Annotated in this window: 20 protein-coding genes; 9 read left to right on the forward strand and 11 right to left on the reverse strand. The window is 43.3% G+C overall.

Features of this window, described 5'->3' with window-relative positions; genetic code table 11:
- Positions 1–273 precede the first annotated feature (273 nt).
- From I3252_RS07520 to I3252_RS07540, 5 genes are all read left to right on the forward strand, one after another.
- Complete coding sequence (locus tag I3252_RS07520) at positions 274–864, forward strand: L,D-transpeptidase family protein (RefSeq protein ID WP_201539871.1); 591 nt, start codon at positions 274–276, stop codon at positions 862–864.
- Between the two features lie 435 nt (positions 865–1,299).
- On the forward strand, positions 1,300–3,897 hold the full coding sequence (gene clpB / locus I3252_RS07525; protein WP_238034753.1) for an ATP-dependent chaperone ClpB: 2,598 nt from the start codon (positions 1,300–1,302) through the stop codon (positions 3,895–3,897).
- A gap of 203 nt (positions 3,898–4,100) precedes the next feature.
- On the forward strand, positions 4,101–5,354 hold the full coding sequence (locus I3252_RS07530) for a PQQ-dependent sugar dehydrogenase (protein ID WP_238034754.1): 1,254 nt from the start codon (positions 4,101–4,103) through the stop codon (positions 5,352–5,354).
- A gap of 176 nt (positions 5,355–5,530) precedes the next feature.
- Entirely contained in the window at positions 5,531–7,183 is a 1,653-nt protein-coding gene (locus I3252_RS07535; protein WP_238034755.1) for a BCCT family transporter, read from the forward strand.
- Between the two features lie 236 nt (positions 7,184–7,419).
- Complete coding sequence (locus tag I3252_RS07540) at positions 7,420–9,075, forward strand: BCCT family transporter (protein WP_201614135.1); 1,656 nt, start codon at positions 7,420–7,422, stop codon at positions 9,073–9,075.
- A gap of 123 nt (positions 9,076–9,198) precedes the next feature.
- On the opposite strand, the gene I3252_RS07545 is transcribed toward I3252_RS07540, so the two are convergent.
- The 9 genes from I3252_RS07545 to dnaQ form a co-directional block, all read right to left on the reverse strand.
- Positions 9,199–9,531 (reverse strand): hypothetical protein, encoded by a 333-nt coding sequence (locus I3252_RS07545; protein ID WP_060491391.1) that lies wholly within the window; start codon positions 9,529–9,531, stop codon positions 9,199–9,201.
- A gap of 319 nt (positions 9,532–9,850) precedes the next feature.
- Entirely contained in the window at positions 9,851–10,207 is a 357-nt protein-coding gene (locus I3252_RS07550; protein WP_060492247.1) for a DUF3144 domain-containing protein, read from the reverse strand.
- Positions 10,208–10,294: 87 nt separating this feature from the next.
- Positions 10,295–11,461, reverse strand: a complete 1,167-nt coding sequence (gene metK / locus I3252_RS07555) for a methionine adenosyltransferase (protein ID WP_045451444.1) — start codon at positions 11,459–11,461, stop codon at positions 10,295–10,297.
- Positions 11,462–11,623: 162 nt separating this feature from the next.
- Positions 11,624–12,220 (reverse strand): DJ-1/PfpI family protein, encoded by a 597-nt coding sequence (locus I3252_RS07560; RefSeq protein WP_238034756.1) that lies wholly within the window; start codon positions 12,218–12,220, stop codon positions 11,624–11,626.
- Positions 12,221–12,545: 325 nt separating this feature from the next.
- On the reverse strand, positions 12,546–13,241 hold the full coding sequence (gene nth / locus I3252_RS07565) for an endonuclease III (protein ID WP_201560714.1): 696 nt from the start codon (positions 13,239–13,241) through the stop codon (positions 12,546–12,548).
- Between the two features lie 111 nt (positions 13,242–13,352).
- Entirely contained in the window at positions 13,353–14,201 is an 849-nt protein-coding gene (locus tag I3252_RS07570) for an RnfABCDGE type electron transport complex subunit B (RefSeq protein ID WP_238034757.1), read from the reverse strand.
- Positions 14,202–14,331: 130 nt separating this feature from the next.
- The gene (nudC, locus tag I3252_RS07575) at positions 14,332–15,357 is read right to left on the reverse strand and encodes an NAD(+) diphosphatase (RefSeq protein WP_238034758.1); all 1,026 of its coding nucleotides are present in this window, start codon (positions 15,355–15,357) and stop codon (positions 14,332–14,334) included.
- A 252-nt stretch (positions 15,358–15,609) separates the two neighbouring features.
- On the reverse strand, positions 15,610–17,292 hold the full coding sequence (locus tag I3252_RS07580; RefSeq protein WP_238034759.1) for a hypothetical protein: 1,683 nt from the start codon (positions 17,290–17,292) through the stop codon (positions 15,610–15,612).
- Between the two features lie 160 nt (positions 17,293–17,452).
- Positions 17,453–19,069: a DNA polymerase III subunit epsilon gene (dnaQ, locus tag I3252_RS07585; protein ID WP_238034760.1), complete on the reverse strand. Its 1,617-nt coding sequence runs from the start codon at positions 19,067–19,069 to the stop codon at positions 17,453–17,455.
- A gap of 424 nt (positions 19,070–19,493) precedes the next feature.
- Between dnaQ and I3252_RS07590 the strand changes: the two genes are divergently transcribed.
- Positions 19,494–20,048 carry a hypothetical protein gene (locus I3252_RS07590; RefSeq protein WP_087945614.1) on the forward strand — a complete coding sequence of 185 codons (555 nt, stop codon included), beginning with the start codon at positions 19,494–19,496 and terminating at the stop codon, positions 20,046–20,048.
- 91 nt (positions 20,049–20,139) lie between these two features.
- Entirely contained in the window at positions 20,140–20,445 is a 306-nt protein-coding gene (locus I3252_RS07595) for a hypothetical protein (RefSeq protein ID WP_045445540.1), read from the forward strand.
- A gap of 123 nt (positions 20,446–20,568) precedes the next feature.
- Here the strand turns inward: I3252_RS07595 and I3252_RS07600 are convergent, their stop codons facing one another.
- The gene (locus tag I3252_RS07600; protein WP_060491384.1) at positions 20,569–20,979 is read right to left on the reverse strand and encodes a YkvA family protein; all 411 of its coding nucleotides are present in this window, start codon (positions 20,977–20,979) and stop codon (positions 20,569–20,571) included.
- 243 nt (positions 20,980–21,222) lie between these two features.
- Between I3252_RS07600 and I3252_RS07605 the strand changes: the two genes are divergently transcribed.
- On the forward strand, positions 21,223–22,500 hold the full coding sequence (locus I3252_RS07605; protein ID WP_238034761.1) for an LD-carboxypeptidase: 1,278 nt from the start codon (positions 21,223–21,225) through the stop codon (positions 22,498–22,500).
- 54 nt (positions 22,501–22,554) lie between these two features.
- On the opposite strand, the gene I3252_RS07610 is transcribed toward I3252_RS07605, so the two are convergent.
- The gene (locus I3252_RS07610) at positions 22,555–23,577 is read right to left on the reverse strand and encodes a helix-turn-helix domain-containing protein (protein WP_060491382.1); all 1,023 of its coding nucleotides are present in this window, start codon (positions 23,575–23,577) and stop codon (positions 22,555–22,557) included.
- 182 nt (positions 23,578–23,759) lie between these two features.
- On the opposite strand from I3252_RS07610, the gene I3252_RS07615 reads away from it, so the two are divergent.
- Entirely contained in the window at positions 23,760–25,565 is a 1,806-nt protein-coding gene (locus I3252_RS07615; protein WP_238034762.1) for an acyl-CoA dehydrogenase, read from the forward strand.
- Positions 25,566–25,570: the final 5 nt, after the last annotated feature.

A 25,570-nucleotide genomic window follows, 5' to 3' on the forward strand; every position in this document is an offset into this window, starting at 1 on the left:
GTCCTCATTTTAAAAATGGTGATAAAAATGAGATAAATTGCTATCAAACAAGGAAAGTAGCGCAAATAATATCGAGATATTAATAAGCTATTTGACGATGTTTGGCAAAATCTAGCTATTTTTAGGCCATTTAGAAAGTAAACGATTGAATTGAGGACACGCCCTAATGTTATCCATGAAATTTTCACAAAAACTGGTATGGTACTTTGATAAGTTGATAGCGTGGTATGTTGCCATTTCACTCTTTAACGCCAAACGGAGTTATTAAAGCCCATGTCATTTTTTTCTCTACATTTCAGCAAAAAGCCGCGTCGATTGTTCGTTGTGATAGGACTGGGACTGACAACCATTATGAGCACCAGTGCGATAGGGTATGTCAAAACAGCCTCCTCGGATGCAAAAAGTACAGGCAATAATGGTCAGCCTATTTCTAGTACGGTGGTTATCGATAAAGTTTTTGTCGATAAATCCGACCGTATTTTGCAGCTATTGAGTGGTGATAAAGTCATTAAGTCCTATCGTATTGCGCTAGGAGATAGTCCGGTTGGTCATAAACAGCAGCAAGGCGATGAGCGCACACCCGTGGGGGCGTACATCTTAGATTATAAGAATGAGAACTCTATTGCCCATCGCTCCATCCATATAAGCTACCCCAATGCTGCGGACAAAGCTCGGGCACGATCACGCGGCGTCCATCCTGGTGGCGATATTATGATTCATGGGCAGATGAACGGCTTCGGTCACCTAGCGTGGATTAACCAACAACGTGATTGGACCGATGGTTGCATTGCGGTCACTGATAATGAGATGGATGAGATTATGGCGGCAGTTAAGGTTGGTACATCGATAGAAATTGTAGAATGAGTGTTATGTTAATGCTGACTATCGTGTAGTAAATTTCTAGCAGCTACAGCGCATTATAATCTCTGCTATAGCTGTCTCTTGCTTGCCTTTCATTGTTGAGCAAGCCTCTCTTTTAGTTGTTTTTTTATTTATCCTCTTGAAATACTCTCTTAGTGTGCCTATTGATAGTTTGTGATAATATCATTGCTATGGGTAAGGTTTTTACCTATATAAAATCTTACTATTTTTCAGTATTTACTAATAAGTCATAGATATTGATTGACAACTTGCATAAGTAGGTTGAAATCTTGTATGTTATACCCTATATATATATAACAACTAACGGTGATTGAAGCACGATAAAATTGACGATAAGCGCTATGTTTAAATGCTGCGCGTTCGGTATTTTATGTTGCATCCACTGACTGATAATACTAATTATAAAAGGACACAATTATGAGGTTCGAAAAATTTACCCAGAAACTACAATCAGCCATTCAAGAAGCACAGAGCCTAGCATTGGGGCGTGACCATACAGGTATTGATCCTGTGCATCTGCTTGCAGTATTGCTACAGGATGAGTCTAATTTATCTATCTGCCAACAAGCAGGCGCGTCTATCCCTGCGCTAAAGAATGGTGTAGCAAAGGCACTCGACAATCAAGCAACGATTAGTGAGCCAACAGGTGATGTGAATTTAAACCCAAATTCGGTTAAAATTTTGAACTTGGCAGACCGTCAAGCGCAAAAAGAAGGCGATGATTTTATCGCCACTGAATGGGTGATGTTGGCGCTCGCTGAGCAAGGCGAAACCAAAAAGATATTTGAGAGTGCGGGCGTAACAGCGAGTAAATTAAAAACAGTCATTGAGCAATTGCGAGGTGATGATACTGTGAATAATCAAAATGCTGAAGATCAGCGTGATGCGCTGAATAAATATACGATTAACTTAACTGAGCAGGCGGAACTTGGTAAGCTTGACCCTGTGATTGGTCGCGATGAAGAGATTCGTCGTACCATTCAAGTGCTGTCACGTCGTACCAAAAATAACCCCGTACTGATTGGTGAGCCAGGTGTTGGTAAAACGGCTATCATTGAAGGTTTGGCACAAAAAATCATCAATGGTGAGGTGCCAGAAGGACTACGCCGCAAAGAGGTGTTGTCGTTAGATTTGGGCTCATTGATTGCGGGTGCAAAATTCCGTGGTGAGTTTGAAGAGCGACTCAAAGCGGTACTCAGCGACTTATCAAAGCAAGAAGGCAATGTCATCTTATTTATCGATGAGTTGCATACTTTAGTAGGTGCTGGTAAAGCCGATGGTGCGATGGATGCCGGTAATATGCTAAAACCTGCGCTTGCGCGTGGTGAGCTACACTGTGTCGGTGCGACAACTCTCGATGAATATCGTCAGTACATCGAAAAAGATGCGGCTCTTGAGCGTCGTTTTCAAAAAGTACTGGTCGATGAGCCAACGGTCGAAGACACCATTGCGATTTTGCGTGGTCTAAAAGAGCGTTATGAGCTGCATCACGGTGTTGATATCCAAGACAGCGCGATTATTGCTGCTGCGCGGATGAGCCATCGTTATATTACCGATCGCAAACTGCCAGATAAAGCGATTGATTTGATTGATGAAGCGGCAAGTCGTTTACGTATGGAGATGGACAGCAAGCCTGAAGCCTTAGGTAAGCTTGATAGTCGCTTGATTCAGTTGAAAATGCAGCGCGAAGTGCTCAAAAATGAAGAAGACGCTGGTGCGCAAGCCGAGCGTAAAGTGCTCGATGCACAAATTGAAGAGCTAGAAAAAGAGTACGCTGACCTTAATGAGATTTGGCAAGCAGAAAAAGCCTTGGTCAAAGGCAGTCAGCAGCTAAAAGACGAGCTGGATAAAGCGCGTATCGCCTATGACAAAGCCAGTCGTGAAGGTGATTACGAGACCATGAGTAAGCTGCAGTATGAAACGATTCCGCAGCTAGAGCGCCGCATTACTGAGTCTGACTTGGCAGAACAAAAAGAGCAGACAGGCGAAGGTAGTGGTGTAAAACTGCTACGTAACAAAGTCACGGATAATGAAATTGCCGAAGTCGTAGCGGCAGCAACAGGTATTCCTGTGAGTAAAATGATGCAAGGCGAGCGTGATAAGATGATAGCGATGGAAGAAAAGCTCCATGAACGTGTCATCGGTCAAGATGAAGCAGTCGAAGCGGTCGCCAATGCGGTACGCCGTAGCCGTGCTGGTTTGTCTGATCCGAATCGCCCTTCAGGTTCGTTCTTATTCTTAGGACCAACGGGTGTCGGTAAGACTGAGTTGACCAAGTCACTGGCGAACTTCTTATTCGACTCTGAAGATGCGATTGTTCGTATAGACATGAGTGAGTATATGGAGAAGCACAGTGTCAGTCGTTTGGTGGGTGCGCCTCCAGGTTATGTGGGCTACGAAGAAGGTGGTGCATTAACGGAAGCGGTACGCCGTAAGCCTTATAGTGTGATTTTGTTTGATGAAGTTGAAAAAGCGCACCCTGATGTGTTTAATATCTTGCTACAAGTATTGGACGATGGTCGCTTAACGGACTCACAGGGTCGTGTGGTGGACTTCAAAAACACGGTCATCATTATGACCAGTAACTTGGGTTCGCACAAAATCCAAGAGATGGTCGGTGAAAGTTACGAAGACATCAAAGCTGAGGTGATGGAATCAGTTGGGCAGCATTTCCGCCCAGAGTTTGTCAACCGTATCGATGAGATTGTGGTATTTCATCCGCTCGGTATGTCGCAGATGTCAGGTATTGCTGCGATTCAGTTGGATCGCTTACGTCAGCGCTTGCATGAGCGTGAGATGGATATTGAATTATCAGCTGATGCGATGAACAAACTGGTTGCGATTGGTTATGATCCTGTCTATGGCGCACGTCCACTAAAACGTGCGATCCAGCAGGAAATTGAAAACCCATTGTCATTGAAGCTATTGGCTGGTGATTTTGGCGCAGGAGACATCATCAAAGTCGATGTCGGCGCAGATGATAAGTTGGTGTTTGAGAAACGTAGCATGAATTAATATCTAACCCTAACTGACAGTGGTTTAAAACCAACCTCTTACTTGCCTATTTTTTCTACAGGCAGGTAAGGGGTTTTTTTATGCGCTATTATTATTTACGGTTTGAGTGCTTTGACTATGTTATAAATAAACTAAGCACTAAAAACTAAGCACTAAAAACTAAGCACTAGGAATAAGACATCAACAGTTACGGAGACGACAAAATGACGATCATCAGTATGCAGCACCTAAGCACGCCATTAATGTTACCGATAATGATCAGCGCACTGCTGTTTAGTGCTCCTGCTTGCTCCAATCAAACTGCCGTCAATACCCATGAAGACCTGACAGACTATAAAGAAGGGCAAGCCTCTGCTAGTGAATCGCTAGCAAGTACCGAAAAACCCACCTTTATCACCAAGAAAATTGCCACGTTTGATGAACCTTGGGCAATGACAGCATTACCTACCGTTAATAATGAGCCCCCTAAATTACTTGTCACCCAGAAGACAGGCGAGTTATTCATTGTTGATACGGCAACAGGTGCCAAGACAGCCATCAGTGGTATCCCGAAAGTGGCTTATGGTGGGCAAGGTGGTCTTGGCGATATCGTTTTTGCACCAGATTTTGCTACTTCTAATCATGTCTATATGAGCTACGTTGAAGCAGGGAATGACACTGATAATAATAAATTTGGCGCTAAAGTCATCAAAGCGACATTGATAGGATTGGATACAGCCACGCCACGTTTGCAGGATCTTACGCCCATTTGGGAGCAAATACCGAAAGTAAAAGGGCAGGGGCATTATAGTCATCGCTTGCTTTTCTCGCCTGACAGAAAATATTTATATATCAGTTCAGGCGAGCGCCAAGAAAAAACACCAGCACAAGACATGAGTGTAAATCTGGGTAAAATAGTACGCCTAAACCCTGACGGTTCTGTTCCAGCAGACAATCCTTTTGTAGATAATAGCAATGACATTGCCGCGCAGTTTTGGAGTATAGGACATCGTAATGTATTGGGTATGGCGTTCGATGAAAAAGGTAGGCTTTGGGCGCATGAGATGGGACCACGGGGCGGTGATGAATTTAATCTGATTGAAAAAGGTCATAACTACGGCTGGCCAAGCGTCTCAAATGGGCGTAACTATACAGGCACTGATATTCCTGACCATGAGACGCGTCCTGAGTTTACGTCGCCCAAAATTAGTTGGACGCCAGTGATATCGCCGTCCTCGATGAGTATTTATAACGCTGGACAATATAATGATTTCCCAGCGTGGCAAGGTAATGCGCTCATTAGTGGCTTATCATCTAAAGCGCTGATAGTCGTCGATTTTGATGAAAATAGCCACGCGACTGAGCGCTATCGCTATGATATGGGCGAGCGTATTCGTAGTGTGTTAAATGTAGATGGACAAGTTTGGGTATTAGAAGATGGCGATAATAGTGGATTATTACAATTGATTCCGCAGTAGTGATTAGTAGCCATTGCTCTTCGACTTTCCAAGCGTTTGCACTATTGTAGGTTAGGCTGCTAAATGGTTTTGGTCTATTTCTGTCAATAAGAAAAACGTAAATAGCTAATTAGATTTGATAGTTGAGAGGTATCTTGTTAAGGTATTCTTCCTAAAAAACTAAGGCTAACAAACAAATGGATCATGTAAAAGTTGGCAGGTTAGGCCCTTTTCCACGGGTAAGTAAACCTGTGTTTATTACTTCAGCGCTACTTATTATTGGATTTATTATCTTTGGTGCTTTCTTTACTGAAACCGCTGGTGTGTTATTTAGCTTTTTGCAGAACTTTATTACGGATAAGTTCGGCTGGTTATTTATTATTTTAGTAAATTTAGCATTGTTGCTTTGTATTTATCTCGCGATGAGCCGTTATGGCGATATTCGTCTAGGTGCACAAACTGAGACGCCACAGTACAGTTTGTTCTCATGGATAGGGATGTTGTTCTCTGCTGGTATTGGTATTGGACTGGTATATTGGGGAACGGCTGAGCCCTTGTATCACTTTATGGCACCACCACTCGGAGAAGCGGAAACGATAGAAGCCGCTAAGCAAGCCATAAATTTTACATTCTTGCATTGGGGCTTACATGCATGGGCGCTATACGCGATTGTTGCATTGTCTTTGGCTTATTTTCATTTTCGCCGTGGCTTGCCGTTATCGATTCGTTCAACGCTTTATCCTCTATTGGGCAAAAAAATCTATGGCTCGTGGGGACATGCCGTTGATATCTTAGCGGTATTTGGTACGATGTTTGGTGTGGTAACGTCGCTTGGTCTTGGCGTTATGCAGATTAATTCAGGACTTGAGCGACTATTTGGTGTTCCTAATAACCTAACGATACAGATCGGTCTGATTGTTTTCGTTACTATTTTAGCTGCTTTTTCCGTCATGATGGGCCTAGACAAAGGTATTAAGCGCTTGAGCGATATTAATATCGGACTGACGGCAATCCTACTCGGGTTTATGGTCATCTTAGGGCCGACGCTTTTTATCTTTGATAGCTATCTTGAAAATGTTGGCAATTATCTTTCGGTAGTTGTACCGCTAGGTCTGTGGGGTGAATCGTATGAAGGTCAAGAAAATTGGCAGTCATCATGGACGATATTTTATTGGGCATGGTGGGTAAGTTGGGCGCCGTTTGTTGGCGTATTTATCGCGCGTATCAGTCGTGGTCGTACTATTCGTGAGTTTATATTGGGTGTCTTATTGATTCCCATGCTGATTCTGTTTTTTTGGTTCACCACTTTCGGTGGCGTTGCTATCCATATGGAGCTCTTAGCTGCTATTGATCCCGCTATGGCCAGCCCAGGATTGGTAGAAGCCGTGCAAACGGATTTTGGTAGTGCAATTTTTAAATTGGTTGAATTTTATCCATTGGCACAACCAGTCACCTTAATGATTGTCGTTATGATTGTCCTTTGGTTTGTGACTTCATCCGATTCAGCAAGCTTTGTGATTGATATGTTGACCGCAGGTGGTGATACCAACCCACCAAAAATCCAGCGTTTATTCTGGGCAAGTACGGAAGGTATCATTGCTGCTGTTTTGCTTGCTGCTGGTGGACTAAGTGCATTACAAGCAGCGGCTATCGTTGCAGGATTACCCTTTGTTTTAGTAGTATTTGCGATGATGTATGCGTTACTTCGTGGTTTGAGCCGAGATCGTTTGATACTGTATCGCGCTCAGCAGCACTTTATCACCGAAGAATCCGCAGATCATAATTCAGCCAATGAGCTTGCTGATGAGCACTTGTTAAAAGGACCACCTAAAATTGTAAAAGGTGATTAGCAGATTATATATATCAGCTTTAATACTGTTTTTATGAAATGAATCAGGCAGTTAGCTTATTCTTTTTTTACGTAAAAATACAATATAACAATTGTGATTTGAAATCCTAAGATGCATCGTTATCTTAGGATTTTTTTATTTGTTGACCAATAGCAAGGTTACAAAGTGTCTGATTCGATTTGATAGTTGTGCAGTATCTTGTTAAGGTGAGCCCCTTCAAAAATTGAGATGACTAAATGGATCATGTAAAAGTTGGCCGCTTAGGCCCTTTTCCACGGGTAAGTAAACCTGTGTTTTTAACTTCAGCGTTATTAATTCTTGTGTTCATTATTTTTGGTGCTCTTTTTAATGAGCAAGCAGAATTGTTATTTGGTCATGCCAAAGCATTCGTGTCTTTGCGTTTTGGCTGGTTCTTTATTGTGGTGGTCAACTTAACGTTGGTGATGAGTATTTACATGATATTTAGTCGTTATGGCGATATCAGGCTTGGTCATCAAAATGAGAAACCAGAATACAATCTAGTATCTTGGATTGGCATGCTATTTTCCGCGGGTATCGGTATTGGTCTGCTCTATTGGGGTACGGCTGAACCCTTGTACCATTTTATGGCGCCGCCGTTAGGAGAAGCTGAAACAGTGGCTGCCGCCAAGCAAGCGATGAATATCTCGTTCTTGCACTATGGTTTGCATGTGTGGGCGCTCTATGGCATGGTCGCGTTGTCATTGGCTTATTTCCATTACCGAGTGGGCTTACCGCTGGCCATCCGTTCGACACTATATCCTATATTGGGCAAAAAGATCTATGGTGGTTGGGGTCATACGGTCGATACACTAGCGGTATTTGGTACGATGTTTGGAGTAGTGACCACTTTAGGTCTTGGGGTATTGCAAATTAACTCAGGTCTTGAGACGTTATTTGGCATACCCAATAATATTACAGTGCAAATTATTTTGATTGCCTTAATCACTATGTTGGCAGGTCTGTCTCTATTTATGGGGCTAGATAAAGGGATTAAGCGCTTAAGTGATACCAATATATTATTTACTGTGATATTGCTCAGCTTTGTGATTATTTTAGGCCCGACCCAGTTTATCTTTAATAGCTTTGTAGAAAATATTGGCAATTATTTGCATCAAATTGTGCCATTAGGTCTTTGGACAGAATCGTATGATGGTCAAGAAAACTGGCAGGCATCATGGACGATTTTCTATTGGGCATGGTGGATAAGCTGGTCGCCTTTCGTCGGTGTGTTCGTAGCTCGTATCTCTCGTGGTCGAACCATTCGTGAGTTTATATTAGGGGTGTTATTAATTCCTATCACCATCTTGTTCTTATGGTTCACCGCTTTCGGTGGTTCAGCCGTTAATATGGAATTAATGGCAGCCGCTGATCCCAATCTCATTAGTCCTGGCTTGATTGAGGCTGTCCAAGCAGATACTGGCAGTGCCATCTTCAAACTGATGGAATCTTATCCATTTACGTCAGCTTTGAACTTGCTTATCGTAGTGATGATTGTGCTTTGGTTTGTCACGTCATCGGATTCTGCCAGTTTTGTCATTGATATGTTGACCTCAGGTGGCGATGCCAATCCACCGAAAATTCAGCGCCTATTTTGGGCGGGTACAGAGGGTGTCATCGCTGCCGTACTATTAGCAGCAGGTGGATTGAGTGCGCTACAAGCAGCTTCCATTGTGTCAGGTTTCCCTTTTGCGATTGTGATAGTCGTTATGATGTACTCCTTATTACGCGGCTTGAGTCGAGATCGTTTGATACTGTATCGCAACCAGCAGTGGTTTGTCACCGAAGAGTCAGCAGAGCATAATTCAGCCAATGAATTTCGTGATGAAGATTTGTTGACAGGCCCACCTGATCTTGAAAAACCTGAAGGTTAGATTTTATTGATCTGAAAAATAATAAAAAAGCACCCGCTTATGATTAAGCGGGTGCTTTTTTATATGATTTGGCTGTCTTTTTTAGTTTGATATAAAGTATTTACACAAAGTTATGAAGCAAGGTTATGAGCACTGTCCTTTAACATAACCTACTGCTGCCGTTGTGCCACATGCCGAACATGAGTTGCCCGCAGTGCGATAACTAAATCCTGAGCTGGTTTTTACTTTGACACACACAGGATCATATTGCGCGGTACACATCGTTTGCTCAGGGTTGTAAGGTGGGCATTTGATGAAAGGGTTGTCGCTGTTCTGTTGGCTGTGCCCAGTGCTATGAATAGGGGCGGTGTCAGGCGTATCGATGCTTTGGATGTTATTACAGCCAGCTAAGGCAATAGTGACTGATAACCCTAATAATGACAGGCATAATCGCCATGATTTGAATAAGTGGTTCATAATCATATGTCCTTATAAATAGTGTTTGGTAAGTCCCTGTTATCGATAGCTGGTTGCAACCATGTGATGAACAAGGTGGTTTTAATTGATAGTAGCCTATTTATCAGCAGTCATCTACCAAATCATGATTAATAAAAAACCCAAGCCTATGATTAAGCTTGGGTTTGAGCATCACTATAGTCAGTTCAATTTAAAAATATTACTGCGTTAACCTCGCTTGAAGTATTAAATATACATCTACACTCGGTTGCCTTGTACTACTTTTAAATTGAACTGACTATACCAGCCGTTTTATAAATGCCAGCTAAAGGCTATAGAACTATTTGGCTGCTTTGTCATCTTGATTAAGCTGAACATATTTATCAAAGTTCTGCGCATAATCAGTCAGGTTGTCGCTCAGCATTTGGCGATACTGTTTGACATAAAATTCAACGATATCATCTTTTTCTTTGGCAAAGTCATCGCCTTTGACAAAGCCGATAGAAGCGACAGATGCGCTATAACGTGCGGCTGCATAAAGTAGTGATGCACCTACTTGTCCTGAATGCGCTTCAGAACCCAACTGACTGTTTGCGATACCAATGATGGCATCAGCACGTTGATAAAATGCCTGCATTTCAGGGGTAATCTCAATGTTAGCGTCAACATTGCTTTCTTGAATGTTGCTGTCTTGCATATTGTCTTGAGACATAAGCGACTCCTAATAAGTGTCGGTAATTTTAAATTTATAAAGAAGGTTTGTAAGGGGTGCAACGTGATATTTTTACAAACCAGCGTCTGCTTTTAAGATCTCAGCTTTGTCTGTTTTTTCCCACGTAAAAGCAGTTTCAGAGCCAGGACGACCAAAATGACCAAAAGTCGCCGTTTGCTGATACATTGGTTGTAATAAATTTAGCATACGGGTAATGCCATAAGGGCGCAGGTCAAAATGGGTGCGAATCAGACGGATGATTTCATCATTGCTGATTTTATTCGTACCAAAAGTATTGACCGAGATAGAGGTTGGCTCAGCGACACCAATGGCATAGCTGACCTGTATTTCACAGCGCTCAGCAAGTCCTGCAGCGACGATATTCTTAGCTACATAACGCACGGCGTACGCAGCACTGCGATCTACTTTTGATGGATCTTTACCACTGAATGCACCGCCGCCATGACGCGCCATACCGCCATAAGTATCAACAATAATTTTACGACCTGTCAATCCAGCATCACCAACAGGACCGCCAATCACAAACTTACCCGTTGGATTGATATGATAGCGCGTGCCAGCATGCAATAATTCAGCAGGCAATACTTGTTTGATGATAGATTCCATTATGGCTTCTTGCAGATCTTTTTGCGAGATACTTGGATCGTGTTGCGTTGATAGCACCACGGCATCAATGGCAACAGGCTTGCTACCATCATATCTTAACGTCACTTGCGCCTTGGCATCTGGACGTAACCATGGCAACTCGCCTGCGCGGCGCAGCTCAGATTGGCGTTCCATCAAGCGATGAGCAAATTCGATAGGGGCTGGCATCAAGACATCAGTTTCATTGCTGGCATAGCCAAACATAAGACCTTGGTCACCTGCGCCTTGCTCTTCAGGGTCGCTACGATCGACACCTTGAGCGATTTCAGGAGATTGTTTGCCGAGCATATTGATGACCGCGCATGTTTCGCCATCAAAGCCTAAGTCTGAGTGGTGGTAACCAATACCGTTTACAGTATCACGCACGATACGCTCAACGTCGATATTTGCCGTCGTGGTGACTTCACCCGCTAGTATCACAGCACCTGTCTTAACCAAGGTTTCGCATGCCACGCGTGCATGCAAATCTTCACGTAAGATGGCGTCAAGGATGGCATCTGATATTTGGTCAGCCATTTTATCAGGATGACCTTCGCTCACAGATTCTGAGGTAAATAAGTTGTATTCACGCATAATGGGATCGCTTAATTGCAGGGACTGTATTCTACGAACTCAGTCATTATTAAATGTATATAAAAATAAAAGGCGAAAACGAATAAAAAAATTAGCACATTTTACCGTGTATCGAGGTAAAACTCTAGCGATGGATAATACTAAGAAGTAACTAGGCATGGATTAACCATGGTAAAAGTCATCAATCTCGCTATTTTCTTGCCAGCGATATTCAGTATAGTGAGCGATCTGGCGCGCTGTATCGATGTCATGTCTATCGGCGATAAAGCCAAGCGCCATGTCCATACCTGCACTGACACCTGAGGATGTATAAAATTTGCCATCAACAACCCAGCGTGCTTGCTCTGCCCAATGGACTTTGTCAGACTGCGCTATCACCCATTGCCATGACAGTTTATTAGACGTTGCGCGCTTGCCATCTAAGACGCCAGCCTTAGCCAACAATGCGCTACCCGTACAAACGCTAAGTACCCAATCAGCATGGTCAACCAAGATTGTTAACGTCTGCAAAAATGGTCGGTGATTGATTTGCTGGCGAGTACCCATACCGCCAACTATCAATAAAATATCAGTCTGATGCGCTAACTCGGTGACAGCGACTGTTTGCATCGCAACGCCAAGCTTACTATGGATAATGCCGCCGTTTAAGGAGGCAAATTGCAGACGATAATGCTCAGGTAAGCAGCCAAACATCTCGATAGGTCCAAATAGATCTAAAGTCTCAAAATCATCGAATAATAGCGCGGTCAGTGTCTGCATATGGCTTCCTGATTTTTAAATAATGTTTACAAAAGTAAGTGGGCGTCTACTGCCTTTTTAACCACGCTATTCATGCTTTTTGCATATAAAGTAGATAAATTAAACCTTTTATAACTAGGGCGTGTCCTCATTTTAAAAATGGTGATAAAAATGAGATAAATTGCCGTCAAACAAGGAAAATAGCGCACATAATATCGAGATATTAAGAAGCTATTTGACGATGTTTGGCAAAATTTAGCTATTTTTAGCCCATTTAGAAAGTAATCGATTGAATTGAGGACACGCCCTAGAGCAGTTATCGTTCTAAAAGCGATCGTTCTAAAAATTATAGCTCCAAAAACTTGGCTTTGTCTTTAAACATACATTCGTCATAAACAGGACACGCCCCGCATTTGGGTGTACGGGCTTGGCAGGTATAGCGCCCGTGTAAAATAAGATAATGATGCGCATCTACGATGAAGTCATCTGGGATACGCTCGACCAGCTTATTTTCAACGATCAAGACGTTCTTGCCAGTGGCAAGTCCCGTACGATTACCCACCCGAAAGATATGGGTATCGACCGCCATGGTTGGCTGACCAAAGGCAGTATTTAACACCACATTGGCAGTTTTGCGCCCAACGCCAGCGAGTGATTCTAAATCTTTGCGGTTATCAGGGACGGTGCTATTAAATTTCTCAATTAAGTCTCGGCAAGTTTTGATGACGTTTTTGGCTTTGGCATTGTATAAGCCAATATTTTTGATATAAGATTTTAGACCGTCTTCACCCAATGCCAAGATTGCTTCAGGTGTATTTGCTACGGGATATAATTGCTTGGTAGCAATATTGACGCTCACATCCGTCGCCTGCGCAGATAAGATGACCGCGATCAGCAGCTCAAAATTACTCTTATAATTCAATTCCGTAACTGGCTCATCAATCGTCGCTGCCAGTTTCTCAAAAAATGGACGCACGTCACGATTGGGCATTCGTCTCGATGGCGGGGTATCAGCAGTTTTATGTTTGACGGTTTTACTCATAGTATTCTTACTATTTTTTGGCTATTGATAGTTAATAACTGATACAAGATATCGGGATAAATTTATTTTAGCGATGTTGGGTAGACTGTCTAACGAATGATAATTACGCTGTTAAAGCTGACTTAACTCCACTTGCAATGCGTCAAGCTCTACTTGTTTGCTCTCATTTGGACGGACACTTAGCTGCTTTTCTAGCTTTTTAATTTTACTACGAAGCTTCGCTGCGGCAATGGTGTTTTTTGCCTGCGCTTCGCTGATATTCAACGATTGACTAGCGGCATTGTTCAGTTTTGCTTCAATCATGCTGACCACAGGTCTACTATTGCTACTATCAGCCAGCTGCTCGGTGACGCGTCTTAAATGAGTATGATAGCGCTGTCTTAAATCTTCTTGCTCTGTGGTACGTTCAGAGCTAGACAGCTCCCGTTCAACAGTGACCAAATCGATGCAGTCGACTGGACAAGGAGCGATGCAAAGCTCGCAGCCGGTGCATAAATCCGTAAAGATAGTATGCATGTGCTTACCAGTACCGACAATAGCATCGACTGGGCAGGCAGGTATACATTTGGTGCAGCCGATACAATCATCTTCACGAATCACCGCACGTACCTCAGTCGGACGTTCAGAGGTCGCATCTATTGGCCACTGAGAAGGCGCCGCGCTAAGTATCGCTTCATGACTGTCTATATTAATAATTTGAGCAATGGCCTTGGTAACGGGTTGACCACCGGGTACACATTTATTGTATGGCTCATTGTCAAGCACGATAGCGGCGGCATAGGGCAAGCAGCCGTCTGGGTGCTCGCAAAGTCCACATTGTGTTTGCGGTAGACAAGCATCAATATATGAGATTTTCGCTTGTATGTCCGCAGGTAAGCGCTCTATATCCAAAGTGTCGAACAAGATTGGCAAATTGGTGAGACGGATGTGGGTGCTATTTTTACTAGTGGTGCTTTGCATATGCTTTAAAACCTTAATATCAGTGCTAAGTGCTAAGTGCTAAGTGCTAAGTGCTAAGTGTGCTCTGAGCGCTGACATTAGAATAATAGGATAATAACGATATTGATAAATGCTGCATTGATATTATAGATTAAAGCAAAATACCTTGCTCATTGGCAATTTGTGCGATCAGCTCGTAAGCAATGCTACCTTTTGAGGGTATTTTTGGTAAATTTGACAGATCAAAAAAATCGGCGTGCGACAGCTCATCTTCTTGGATAACAATTTCGCCAGCTGCATAAGACGCGCGAAAGCCTAGCATTAAATTAGACGGAAATGGCCATGGCTGACTGCTGACGTAACGAATATCTGATAGGCTGATATTTACCTCTTCTGCCACTTCACGCACCACCGCGTGTTCTAGGCTTTCACCCACTTCTACAAAGCCTGCAATCAAACCGTATAGTAACGGTTGTGGAGACTGTAATAAATGAGGTGCTGTTTTTTGCTGTCCATAACGATGATGATGGGCTAGCAAAATCTGCATTTCACCAGTTTGCGGATTCGGGCGAGTAATAGCCGTAATGACACAGGGTTGTACACGTGGGTATTGGCGCAATCGGCACACTGGACAGACCATCGCACGCTCATCTCGTTTGGCATGAATGGTTGGGGCAGCACAGCGACTACAAAACTGTGTATCTGTTTGCCAGCGCAATAACTGTATCGCTTGGCTAAGCTGATCGGACAAAGCCGCGGGCAACTGAGTAATCAGCTGGCGATAAGGAACAAACGCATTGCCGCTGCCCTCAGCAATGATGGGCAGTGCAATATGATGTGCAATTGCATAGTCATAAGTAATGGCGCTAGCCGCTTGCGCAGTAAAGGTGTGGGGAGTATTAATCGAACTGTCGGCACTTTCTAGAGTATCGGAACTTTCTAAAATATCGGCATACTTCAGAGTATCTACACTCGCGTTAGTATGCTTGACATCAGGCGACCAGTGACGCGGTGCTAGGCTTTCGAGTAGCGTGACATGACCAACTTGATAAGCAAGCTGGGTCTCCTCGTCTGAATGTGTAGCGGATGGGGGTAATTCAAGCTGCACTGGCCACCATCCATTAGGTAGCTGGCGGCATAAAACAGTATCATCACTAAATACAAAAGCGCTGGTCATAGGTAAAATTCCAAACCGGTTACGGTCAGTACGCATCAGTGTTGATACAGACTTTTTTTAATTGAAGTAAAGTCAATCCTATATCATTCGGATACGGTGTCAGTCAGGCTCGCTCAGCACTACTATTTTTTGTAGTGCTTTCAATCACCTTGCTTGTATCTAGCTTATATGGAATCGACTATATATAAATGAAGGGCTATGGCAGCAAAGCCGCCATTTAAATATCATTTTAGTGCTTAAGCGTGATAGAAATTAGGCTGCGAGTAAATGACTCAAGCTCTGCTGTCCCACATCTAGTGCTTGTTTGCTGACTGGGCGATTATGCTCAAAACCATCTAGATGATGATCGACGGCCATAATGACATCAGCGATACAGGCAAGCGTATTGTCTTCAATACGTTGTCCACCTTCGATACGTTGCTGAAGATAATTGGCCAATTGACTGAGCATGCTGGCAGGTGTTGGTAGCTGTAAGAAGCGCACAGCCCCTGCCACTTGGCGCATCATCTCAGGTATGTTCTGGATATTGAGCATATCGCGCTCTGGCTCAGCCAGATAATCGTTAATGGCTTGTTCTGCACTGGCAATAGCGGAACGACTTTCTTGTATCAAAGTATCATTAGCCGTATTGAGCTGATGTAAAGAGATATGTGGGTTATTCAGTGGCAAATAGATGGCCCCTGGTGTGTGCATTTCTGCCATTGCAATGGTGGCGTTTTCAGCATGCATTAATGCCAACAGCAAGTGATCGAAATCATCAGGCGAGGGCGTTTGCCAATGACTAACAGCTTCTGCTGCTACGCTGAGACTATTGGCTGCATTTGATAAACCAAGCAAGCGTAACGCTGAGCGCAATTCTGTTAGCTCTTCGATAATCTGCGCGGTTTGCATATCGACAGGGTTCAATGAATCACCACGTGCGTAACTATCCACATTTTCTTTGATGGTATTAATTTGGGTCTGAATGATGGTGTTCAGCGTATCGGTCAGGGCGCGATTAGGACCGAATAAGAAACGCTTCATTTGTTCAAGTTGCGCGCTTTCCAAGTGGTTGCTGGCGTATTGCTCACGCAGTCGTTGCGCTGCATCACTGTCACGCTGGCAAGCAAAACTGACCAAATCAGCAAACCGTTTGTCCATCACAGGCAAGTAGCTTTGGAATTGCTGCTCTAAATAAATCAGTGTGTGTTTTTGACTCAGGTTTAACGGTAATATCGTGGCAATGTCAGTGACAGCTGCGGTGGCCGCTTGCCAAAATAGACTGCTGGTGTTCGATGCTATCAAAGCACATGCTGCACTCATGGCGTCAAGTTTCTGCTGATCGTCTGGGCTAACGTTGCCATCTTGATTGAGCAGAGCGACTCCAAGACCACTACGATAAGCATAAGTTAGTAGTTCAGTGTCTAGGTTAAGCTCGTCAAGTGGTTGGAAGTTTTGTTCAGGGTTGGCAATGATGACACTACTGCTACCAAAAGCTGCAAAATAGTCTGCTGTGATAGGGGTTTCTTGCCCGTGAGCATTGAGTTTATTGATAACAGGCAGTAACAAGGTTGGCTCTACCGACTCTGTCAAAAGTACAAACTCGATATAGCGATCCAGTGTCATAATGGCTTCTGATAAGTCCATAATCAAGCTGGTATCGTTATTATCACCATTATCATAGAGGCGCTGTAAACTATTGACAATAGCGGTATTCAAAGCCTCTGCACCAACCAAAGATATCAGCTCAAAGATGCAAGACAGCTGCTTTAGCACAGTGATAGAATCTAATAATAAAGGGGCTTGACTATTATCATCATTAAATTCACTCAGATGAATCTCAGTATCTTTTAAGGTTACGATGATCTCATCATGCAACAAATGTAGCGATGGTAGATTGAAATCAGTAACACTAAGCGTTGGGGCCGTTAACTTCATTTGCGCAGACTGGTTCATAGGTGTTTTTCCATAATGTACTGATGAGAATGGCGATGGTTTAAATGATGATCGAAAAAGCACTTGCTGGTAACGTTTTAACGCTTAATATAACAATAATCAAGCCTATATTATACAAATGTTATTGCTCAAAGATTGATATCATCAGCTTATACGGCGACTACATATTGGCTTTTAACTCAGGATACGCTTCTGCGAGCGCGGCATACCACTCTTGGTTGGTATTTTCATCCATAGAGGATTCTAGCAATAAAGACGCTAAATTGGCAAAACTGGCGTGGGCTGTCTGCCCGCCATCTGTTTGCGTGTCTTCTTCGATGGCGAGTGTAACCTGCCCACCTGTCATCGCTAGATAAACTTCTGCTAAAATCTCTGAATCAAGTAAGGCGCCATGAAAAGTACGATCTTGCTTTCCCACATTTAGGCGACGCACTAAAGCATCTAGGGTGTTTTTTTGCCCAGGATACTGCTGCTTTGCCATGACCAGCGAGTCAGTCACTTGTACGCGCTCGGCAAAGTCGTTCATACCAACTTTGGCAAACTCCATGTTTAAGAAGTTCATATCAAAGGTGGCGTTATGAGCGATGATTTCTGCGCCGTCCATAAAATCATAGAGCGACTGAGCAACTTGATCAAAGGTAGGCTTGTCGGTCAAAAATGCCTCAGAAATACCATGGATACGAATGACTTCATCATCCATGCCGCGCTGTGGATTGATATAAACGTGGAGCTTTTCACCCGTAAATTTACGCCCGATCATCTCCACGATACCGACTTCGATAATACGGTCGCCTTTTAACGGATCAAGACCTGTGGTTTCAGTATCCATAATAAGCTGGCGATCAGACTCATGACGATGGATAGGTTTGGGTAGCAGCGGTATGAAATACGGATTGGCACGGCTGGTGTCGCCGTCAAATTTTGGTGTATTAGCTTCTTCTATGCCAGTAACGGTAGCAGGCACATGATCATTTATCGTTGCATCAGTCATAGACGTTTGGGTTTCCGGCATCTCTATTTTACTCATTGGTTTGCTAGCATTATGCTGATAGCGATCGGCTTCTATTACAGCATCTTTACTCATCATATCATCGGCAGGGTTTGTATCGTTATCAGTGTCTATGACATCTTCGTCAAGCTCATCATCTGTCATGTCCAGACCCAGTGGATCGAAACTTAGCCAGTCATCGTGAGCAGCATTTTGCGCTGTATTAGGCATTATTTGCCCTTTTTTTTTAGCTGTGGCTTGCGGCTCTATGCTCGATAATTCTTCACTGCTGGACGTCACGCCCAAGTTTGCCAGCTCGTCCGCTTTTTCATTGCCTGCATGTCCTGCGTGACCTTTTACCCAGTGCCAGTCAACATCGCGCTGCTGGCATAGCTTGTCTAATTGCTGCCAAAGGTCTTGATTGGCGACAGGTTTTTTACTTGCCGTTTTCCAGCCTCTTTTTTTCCAACCCTCTATCCATTCGGTGATGCCTTTTTTGACATAGCTTGAGTCTGTCCAAATCTCGAGGTTGTGCTCATGCGGGCTATGGGTCAATGCTTGTATCGCGCCCATCAACTCCATGCGATTATTGGTCGTCTCTTTATCACCGCCGTACAAATCTTGTGTACGTCCATCACTAAAAATGAGGTGTGCGCCCCAGCCACCAGCGCCTGGATTGCCTTTACAGGCACCATCCGTATAGGCCACGGTGGTGTTTAATTTGGCGGCCAACGGATTCATCGCGTTACTGGTGTTGAATGGCTGCGCTGAGGTGCGATTGTCTGACATAAAAAATTATTGACCTAAAAATTGATAAACATAGGGAGGGTTGGAGGGATTTTGCTAGCGTTGTTTTTACACCAGCGCTTCCGTGATATTTTGGGAATGAGTATAACAAATCTATCGTTGATGTGGGCAATCGTAATGCACAAAGTCGCCAAAAGCACAGATCACAATAGTAACCTTGCTATTTTCTGTTAAAATGAGCTGTGTTGCGACATAGTATCAAACGGTATTGACTACGCAGCAGAAAAAACAGCAGTTTGCTGGCGTCAATTAGTAGCGCAAATCATTCGACAGTGCCAATAGTTGATGAAAAAATGCCCTAGAAAATCACGTTAATATTAAGATTGTCGTCATCACTGTTTAAAGATAGTTTTTTTAAAGACAATTTTCATAAAAGTTTAATGCATGAATGCAGGATAACCCTATTATGTCCTTACGCTCAAACATTTTTTATAAAAGGCTGATGTGCTTACCAGTCGGCATAGCGGTGAGCAGCGCGCTATTTTTAAGTGCTTGCAACGATAGCAACATTCAAGCTGATACCGGACTGGTCGAAGCGGCGACAGACTTATCGGTTTTTGAAGGTTGTTACACGGTTAGTCATGACGAGCCTGCCCAAATAAAAATCAGTCAACAGGATGGCTCGTGGGTGATGCAGATGAAAGAGCCGGCAAGTGCGAAGCGCGTTTGGGATGACGCTGAGCCTCTAGAAGTGATTGAAAATAGCGAAATTCCGCAGTTTTTCTCTATTGACCCTGACAATGTCGATGCGGTCATTGGGCGTCCTGATCGAGTGCTAGTACTGGCTCATGTTAAGCCTGTCTATGCCAATATCGATCCACTCTTAGATAGTGAATATTTATCCTATATTTATCGCGGTGCCAATACCATCTATCGTGTCGAGTGTGATGATGTTAATACCGATATTTTAGCCAATCCACATGCCAATATTGTGATTGATAATGTTAATGAGAGCCTCTAAAAAAGCATGGCTCATAAACAGAATTTATGATCGGTAGTGTTATTTTAAAGAGTGTTTTGCTATAAACCATATGTCATTAGAGTTAAGCAATATGAATTTTTTTAGTTACGTGGTATTGGGCGGATTTTCTTATGCAGCGGGTTGGGCAATCAGAACCTATGTACTTGATAAGAAGCCTGAACCTGAGCAACCTTATAATCTAAAGCATCCTGCAATTTTGGCGTACTTAGGCGGTTTCTTTATTATTATGCTGATTGTCTCGTGGCTGATTGGTCGCTATGCGCTTGGGCATGCTGCTATCGATTTGCCGTTTATTATTATCAATAGCCTCGTTGCAACCTTTGTCTATTCGTTCGGTCTCAATCCAGAAAAAGCGCGTTATGATGTTCCAGATTAACTCACATAAATAATTGCTATTAATGAATAAAAAAGCCACGGCTGATACATTGATTGTCAGTCGTGGCTTTTTATAACGATTATTTTTTATAACGATCATTTCAGGATGATAGCTTGTACAAAGTTACTTGTTTTTCTTTAAGTCGGTAGCGGTTTTGATAGCGGTTTGTTTTTTCTTCCAAGTTTGATATTTTTGCAAATCTTTTTCGACCAACTTCAAGCAAAAGGTGAGTACTAGCGCATCGTCAATATGACCGATAAAGGGTATGAAATCTGGAATGATATCGATTGGGTTGAGAGTATAGAGCAGTCCAACCACACCTGCTGAAATGGTCTTGTAGGGAATATCGCGATAGTTTCCTTGATAATAATCTTTAATCAAGCTCATGAATAATATCAAATCTTTGGCAAAACGCTCAAGATGGCTACTGTCTTTTAGCTTTTCTTGCAGTTTTTCTTCTTCGTTGATGAGGTACTCTAAATCGGTATCCAATATGTCCTCTTTTTTCTGTTTATAAATCGCTTTCTCAGCCATTATTATTATCCTTATTTAACCGAAATCGGTATTCTCATACTACAACAAAGTCGCGGAATGTGCCAATAGTGCTAGGTTTTTGGTGTAACATGGCGAAAAATTAAATAGTGGTAAGGGTTGGGCAACTACCATAGCCAAAAAAGCGTTTACAATATGCTGCTGTGTGGTTTAAGCAAGTAGACTGCAAAAATAAAGATGATGCAAAAATATATCAAAATAAAAATGATAAGGTGGCAGAGAGAGATGGTTTTTAAGAGTCAGTTATTAACAGATGATAGAAACAAAAATGGTCATGCAACGGTTGAAACGCCATCTGGGCTAAGTCGTCGGCAGTTTTTGCGTCGAGTAGGTGTCAGTGCGGGTACTGCGGCATTGGCGACCCATAGTATTTCTCAAGTATTTGCCGCCAGCCCTATCGACCCTAATAATAGTCGGCAGCTCACCAAGGATGATTTGCCAACCGCGTTATTGGATGAGCGTTCATCATCACAGCCGTCACTCACGCAAACACGCTGTATCACGCCAACGATTGAAACGCGGCTTTTTGCCAGCTCTAATGTGGGCGGTAGCGATGACCGCAATCAATTGGCATTGGAGCGTATGGCCTGTGCAGGTTTCAAAGTAAATAATCCTACGATTACCAATCGGCAGTATCTGCGTTTTGCTGGTACGGATTCGCAGCGAGCCAGTGATTTACAAAACCTCGCTACTGGTGCAATAGCCGCCCCAAAATTGTTACTCGGCGTGCGCGGCGGCTATGGTGCAATGCGCATATTACCGATGATTGATTGGTTGACGCTAGGACGGATTATGCAGGAGCGCGGCACGATACTGGCGGGCTTTAGTGATGTGACTGCTATTCAGTGCGCATTATTGGCAAAAGGTGATATGAGTTCGCTTGCAGCACCGATGCTCTATAGTGAATTTGGAAAAACTGTCCCTGATCAAGTCAGCTGTCGACAGTTTGTTGAAGCACTAACCAATCCTAATCTGGTTATTGATATATCAGACGCTACCTTAACCAGTCCAAATTTACCGAGTATTTTGACAAGTACTGAGCCAAAAAATATAACGGGCACTATATGGGGTGGTAATCTAAGCGTGGTGTCAGCGCTGGCAGGTAGCGAGTATTTACCGCGCATTGATGGCGGCATTGTTTTTTTGGAAGACGTGGGCGAGCAACCTTATCGTATCGAGCGCATGCTATATGATTTGTATCTGGCAGGTGTCTTTAAAAATCAACAAGCGATTGTATTTGGGGCATTGTCTGGTACAGGAGAGGACAGTTATGACAAGCGTTATGATGTCGCGACAGTCATTCGCCAGCTGCATAAATTGACCGGATTACCCATTTATAGCGGCATGCGCTTTGGTCATATTGGACAAAAACACAGCTTTCCACTCGGAGTAACTTGTCAGCTAACACCTAATACCGATGGCGGGTATCAGCTAGTATTTACCGATTATCCAACCATTAAAGCAGAAGCTATCCATGTCGAAGGGTTATGGCAAAATACTTAAAGGCTAAACACTAAACATTAAGCACTAATCTCTAACTACTATGCATTGCCATGACTAAATCGCTAATCGCGAAAATTTATCTTGATATTCTTTGGGAGTTAGCTCTGTCGCACGTTTGAATAGGCGTGTAAACGAGGAGATATCATCATAGCCAACTTGCTCGGCAAGCGATTTTATGGTCACATCGCCTAACTCTAGCAGGCGTTTTGCCTGCTCAATTCTGACGGCTTGAATATACTCAATCGGGCGCATAGCAACAGCAGATTGAAAGCGCCTGTTCAATGTCCGCGGGGTGATATTGACCATGGCAGCCAATCCGCTCACCTGAATAGTCTGATAAAAATTTTCCTCAATGAATTCTTGTACCTGCTTGATCAGTTGGTCTGAATGGGGTTTGTGCAAGGTCACATTGGTATAGCTGTTTTGACTGCCTCTCTTGCTATCAATAATTTGGGTTTTGGCTACTTGAGTAGAAATCTCACGTCCGCAGTAGCGCTCTATCAATAACAGTCCTAAGTCAAAAAAAGCACTACCACCCGCTGCACAAAATATATTACCCGACTGGCTGTCTGACTTGCTCTTTGAATGAGTGACAAACTGGTTTTCTTGTAAATCAACGAGCGGAAAATCCGCCTTGAATTTACTGGCGTAACCCCAGTGCGTAGTAGCGATTCTGTTATCTAATAATCCTGCCTTTGCCAAAAAGAAAGCACCGCTACAATTGCTGGCTATATCTGACTTGGTGTCTGCCAACCGCGTTAGATGGGGTATCAACGCTGCATTTCGGCTCAGCACCTTATCGATTGAATCACCAATCGTCGGAATCAATAGCAAGTCGCATTCCGCCACGTCATGGATATCGCAGTGTGCTTGCATGATTAAGCGGTTGCTACATCTGATATCTACGCCACCAACGCTTGCTATCTGCACGTTGAACCGTGGTTCTACTGGCTCATCTAAAAATCGCTGCCAACTGACACCCGTAAATGAAAATAAATCTAATGCGCCTGTCAATGCGCTACCGAGCACACCATCGAATCCGATAATGATGACTTTAAACGGTTTGAAATAGGGCATAGGTGTCTATCCTTCTTTTAATTCTAAAACCGAAAATATCAAATTTTTATCTGAACTCTCGAAATATAAACGCTATTTATGTCATATTTGACCATAATTATGTCATAAATGACAATACGGTAAGACGTTAAATTAGCTTAATATCGATTGATAACCAAATTTAATCAGTTAACGAGAATACTATGGCAGCAGATACGCTTATCAATGACTTTGAGTTACCGTTCCAATTATATGATGTATTGGGCACTGAAAATTTAACCAAGCATGCTAAGTTTGCAGAGCATAGCCGCGAAACGTTTGACGCAGTACTGGATACGGCCAATAAAATTGCGACCCAGTTATTTTTGCCGCATAACCACGTAGCAGACAAGAATGAGCCACAGTTTGATGGCAAAAAAGTCAGCATGATAAGTGATGTAAAAGTCGCTTTTGATGCATTCCGTAAGTCAGGGTTTATCGCAGGTCGTTATAGTTTTGAAGATGGCGGAATGCAGTTGCCTGAGACAGTGATGACAGCCGTGGCAGGTTATTTTATGGCTGCCAATCCCTCAACCACTGCTTATCCATTTTTGACCACTGCTGCAATTAATGTCATCTCGCATTTTGCTAGTGATGAAATTAAAACTGCCTTTATGCCGCGAATGCTGACAGGTGAGTTCACCGGAACGATGGCATTAACAGAGCCACATGCAGGTTCGTCACTTGCTGATATCAAAACCACTGCAGTAAAACAAGATGATGGCTCATACCGCGTCAAAGGCAGCAAAATTTATATCTCAGGCGGCGATCACGAACTGTCTGACAATATCGTCCATCTCGTATTGGCCAAAGTGCCAGGTGGTCAAGGTGGGGTCAAAGGTATCTCTTTATTCGCCGTGCCCAAGTATCGCTTAAACGAGGATGCATCGGTGGGCGAGCGCAATGACGTACATTTAACAGGACTCATTCATAAGCTGGGCTATAGAGGCACGACGTCGACGGCATTGAGCTTTGGTGATGACGGCGAGTGTTATGGCTATCTAATTGGCGAAGAGCACTTTGGCTTGCGCTATATGTTTAAGATGATGAATGAGGCACGTATCGCTGTTGGTTTTGGTGCAGCGATGATTGGCTATCGTGGCTATCAGTATTCGCTAGATTACGCCAAAGATCGTACCCAAGGTCGCATCGCACCAAACAATAAGCCTGAAGATGCAGCGACTGCCATTATTCAACATGGCGATGTCAAGCGAATGCTGCTCGCGCAAAAGGCCTACTCTGAAGGTGGCATTTCATTATGTCTATATGGTTCAAACCTAATCGACCGTATCAACACTTGTGAAGACGAAACGCTAAAAAATGAGCTAACAGAGCTATTAGATTTGCTTACCCCAGTACTAAAAGCATGGCCGTCTGAGTATGGGCCGAAAGCCAATGATTTGGGTATCCAAGTATTGGGCGGGGCAGGCTATACGCGTGAGTATCAAGCCGAGCAGTTTTGGCGTGACAATCGTCTAAATCCTATTCATGAAGGCACAAATGGTGTGCAGGCGCTAGATTTGTCATTCCGTAAGTTATGGCAAAAAGGCGGTCTGGGCATTCAAATCCTAAAGCGTGAAATCACACAAGATTTGGAAAGCATCACTACACCTGAGAGCGCTCAATTGGCGGGTAAACTGATGCCTTATATGGGTCAGCTACATGAAGTATTAGTTCATTTAAGCAAAGTATTACAGACAGAGGAAGCATTAACGCTAACAGGTAATGCTCAAGCACTGATGAATATTTTTGCCTCAATTATACTGAGCTGGATTTGGATTCGCCAAGCCAGTAAAGCCGAGAAGCTACTGAGCACTACCCAAGATATTGAGCAGCAGAATTTCTACAAAGGCAAGATACAAGCGGCCAAATACTTCATCGATTGGGAATTACCATTAATCAAACGCGACATCGAATTATTAACCAATACCAACTCGGTTTGCACGGATATGCAAGCGGACTGGTTCTAAAAACA

It is taken from the genome of Psychrobacter sp. Ps4 (assembly GCF_022129285.1).
Taxonomy (GTDB): Bacteria; Pseudomonadota; Gammaproteobacteria; order Pseudomonadales; family Moraxellaceae; genus Psychrobacter; species Psychrobacter immobilis_A.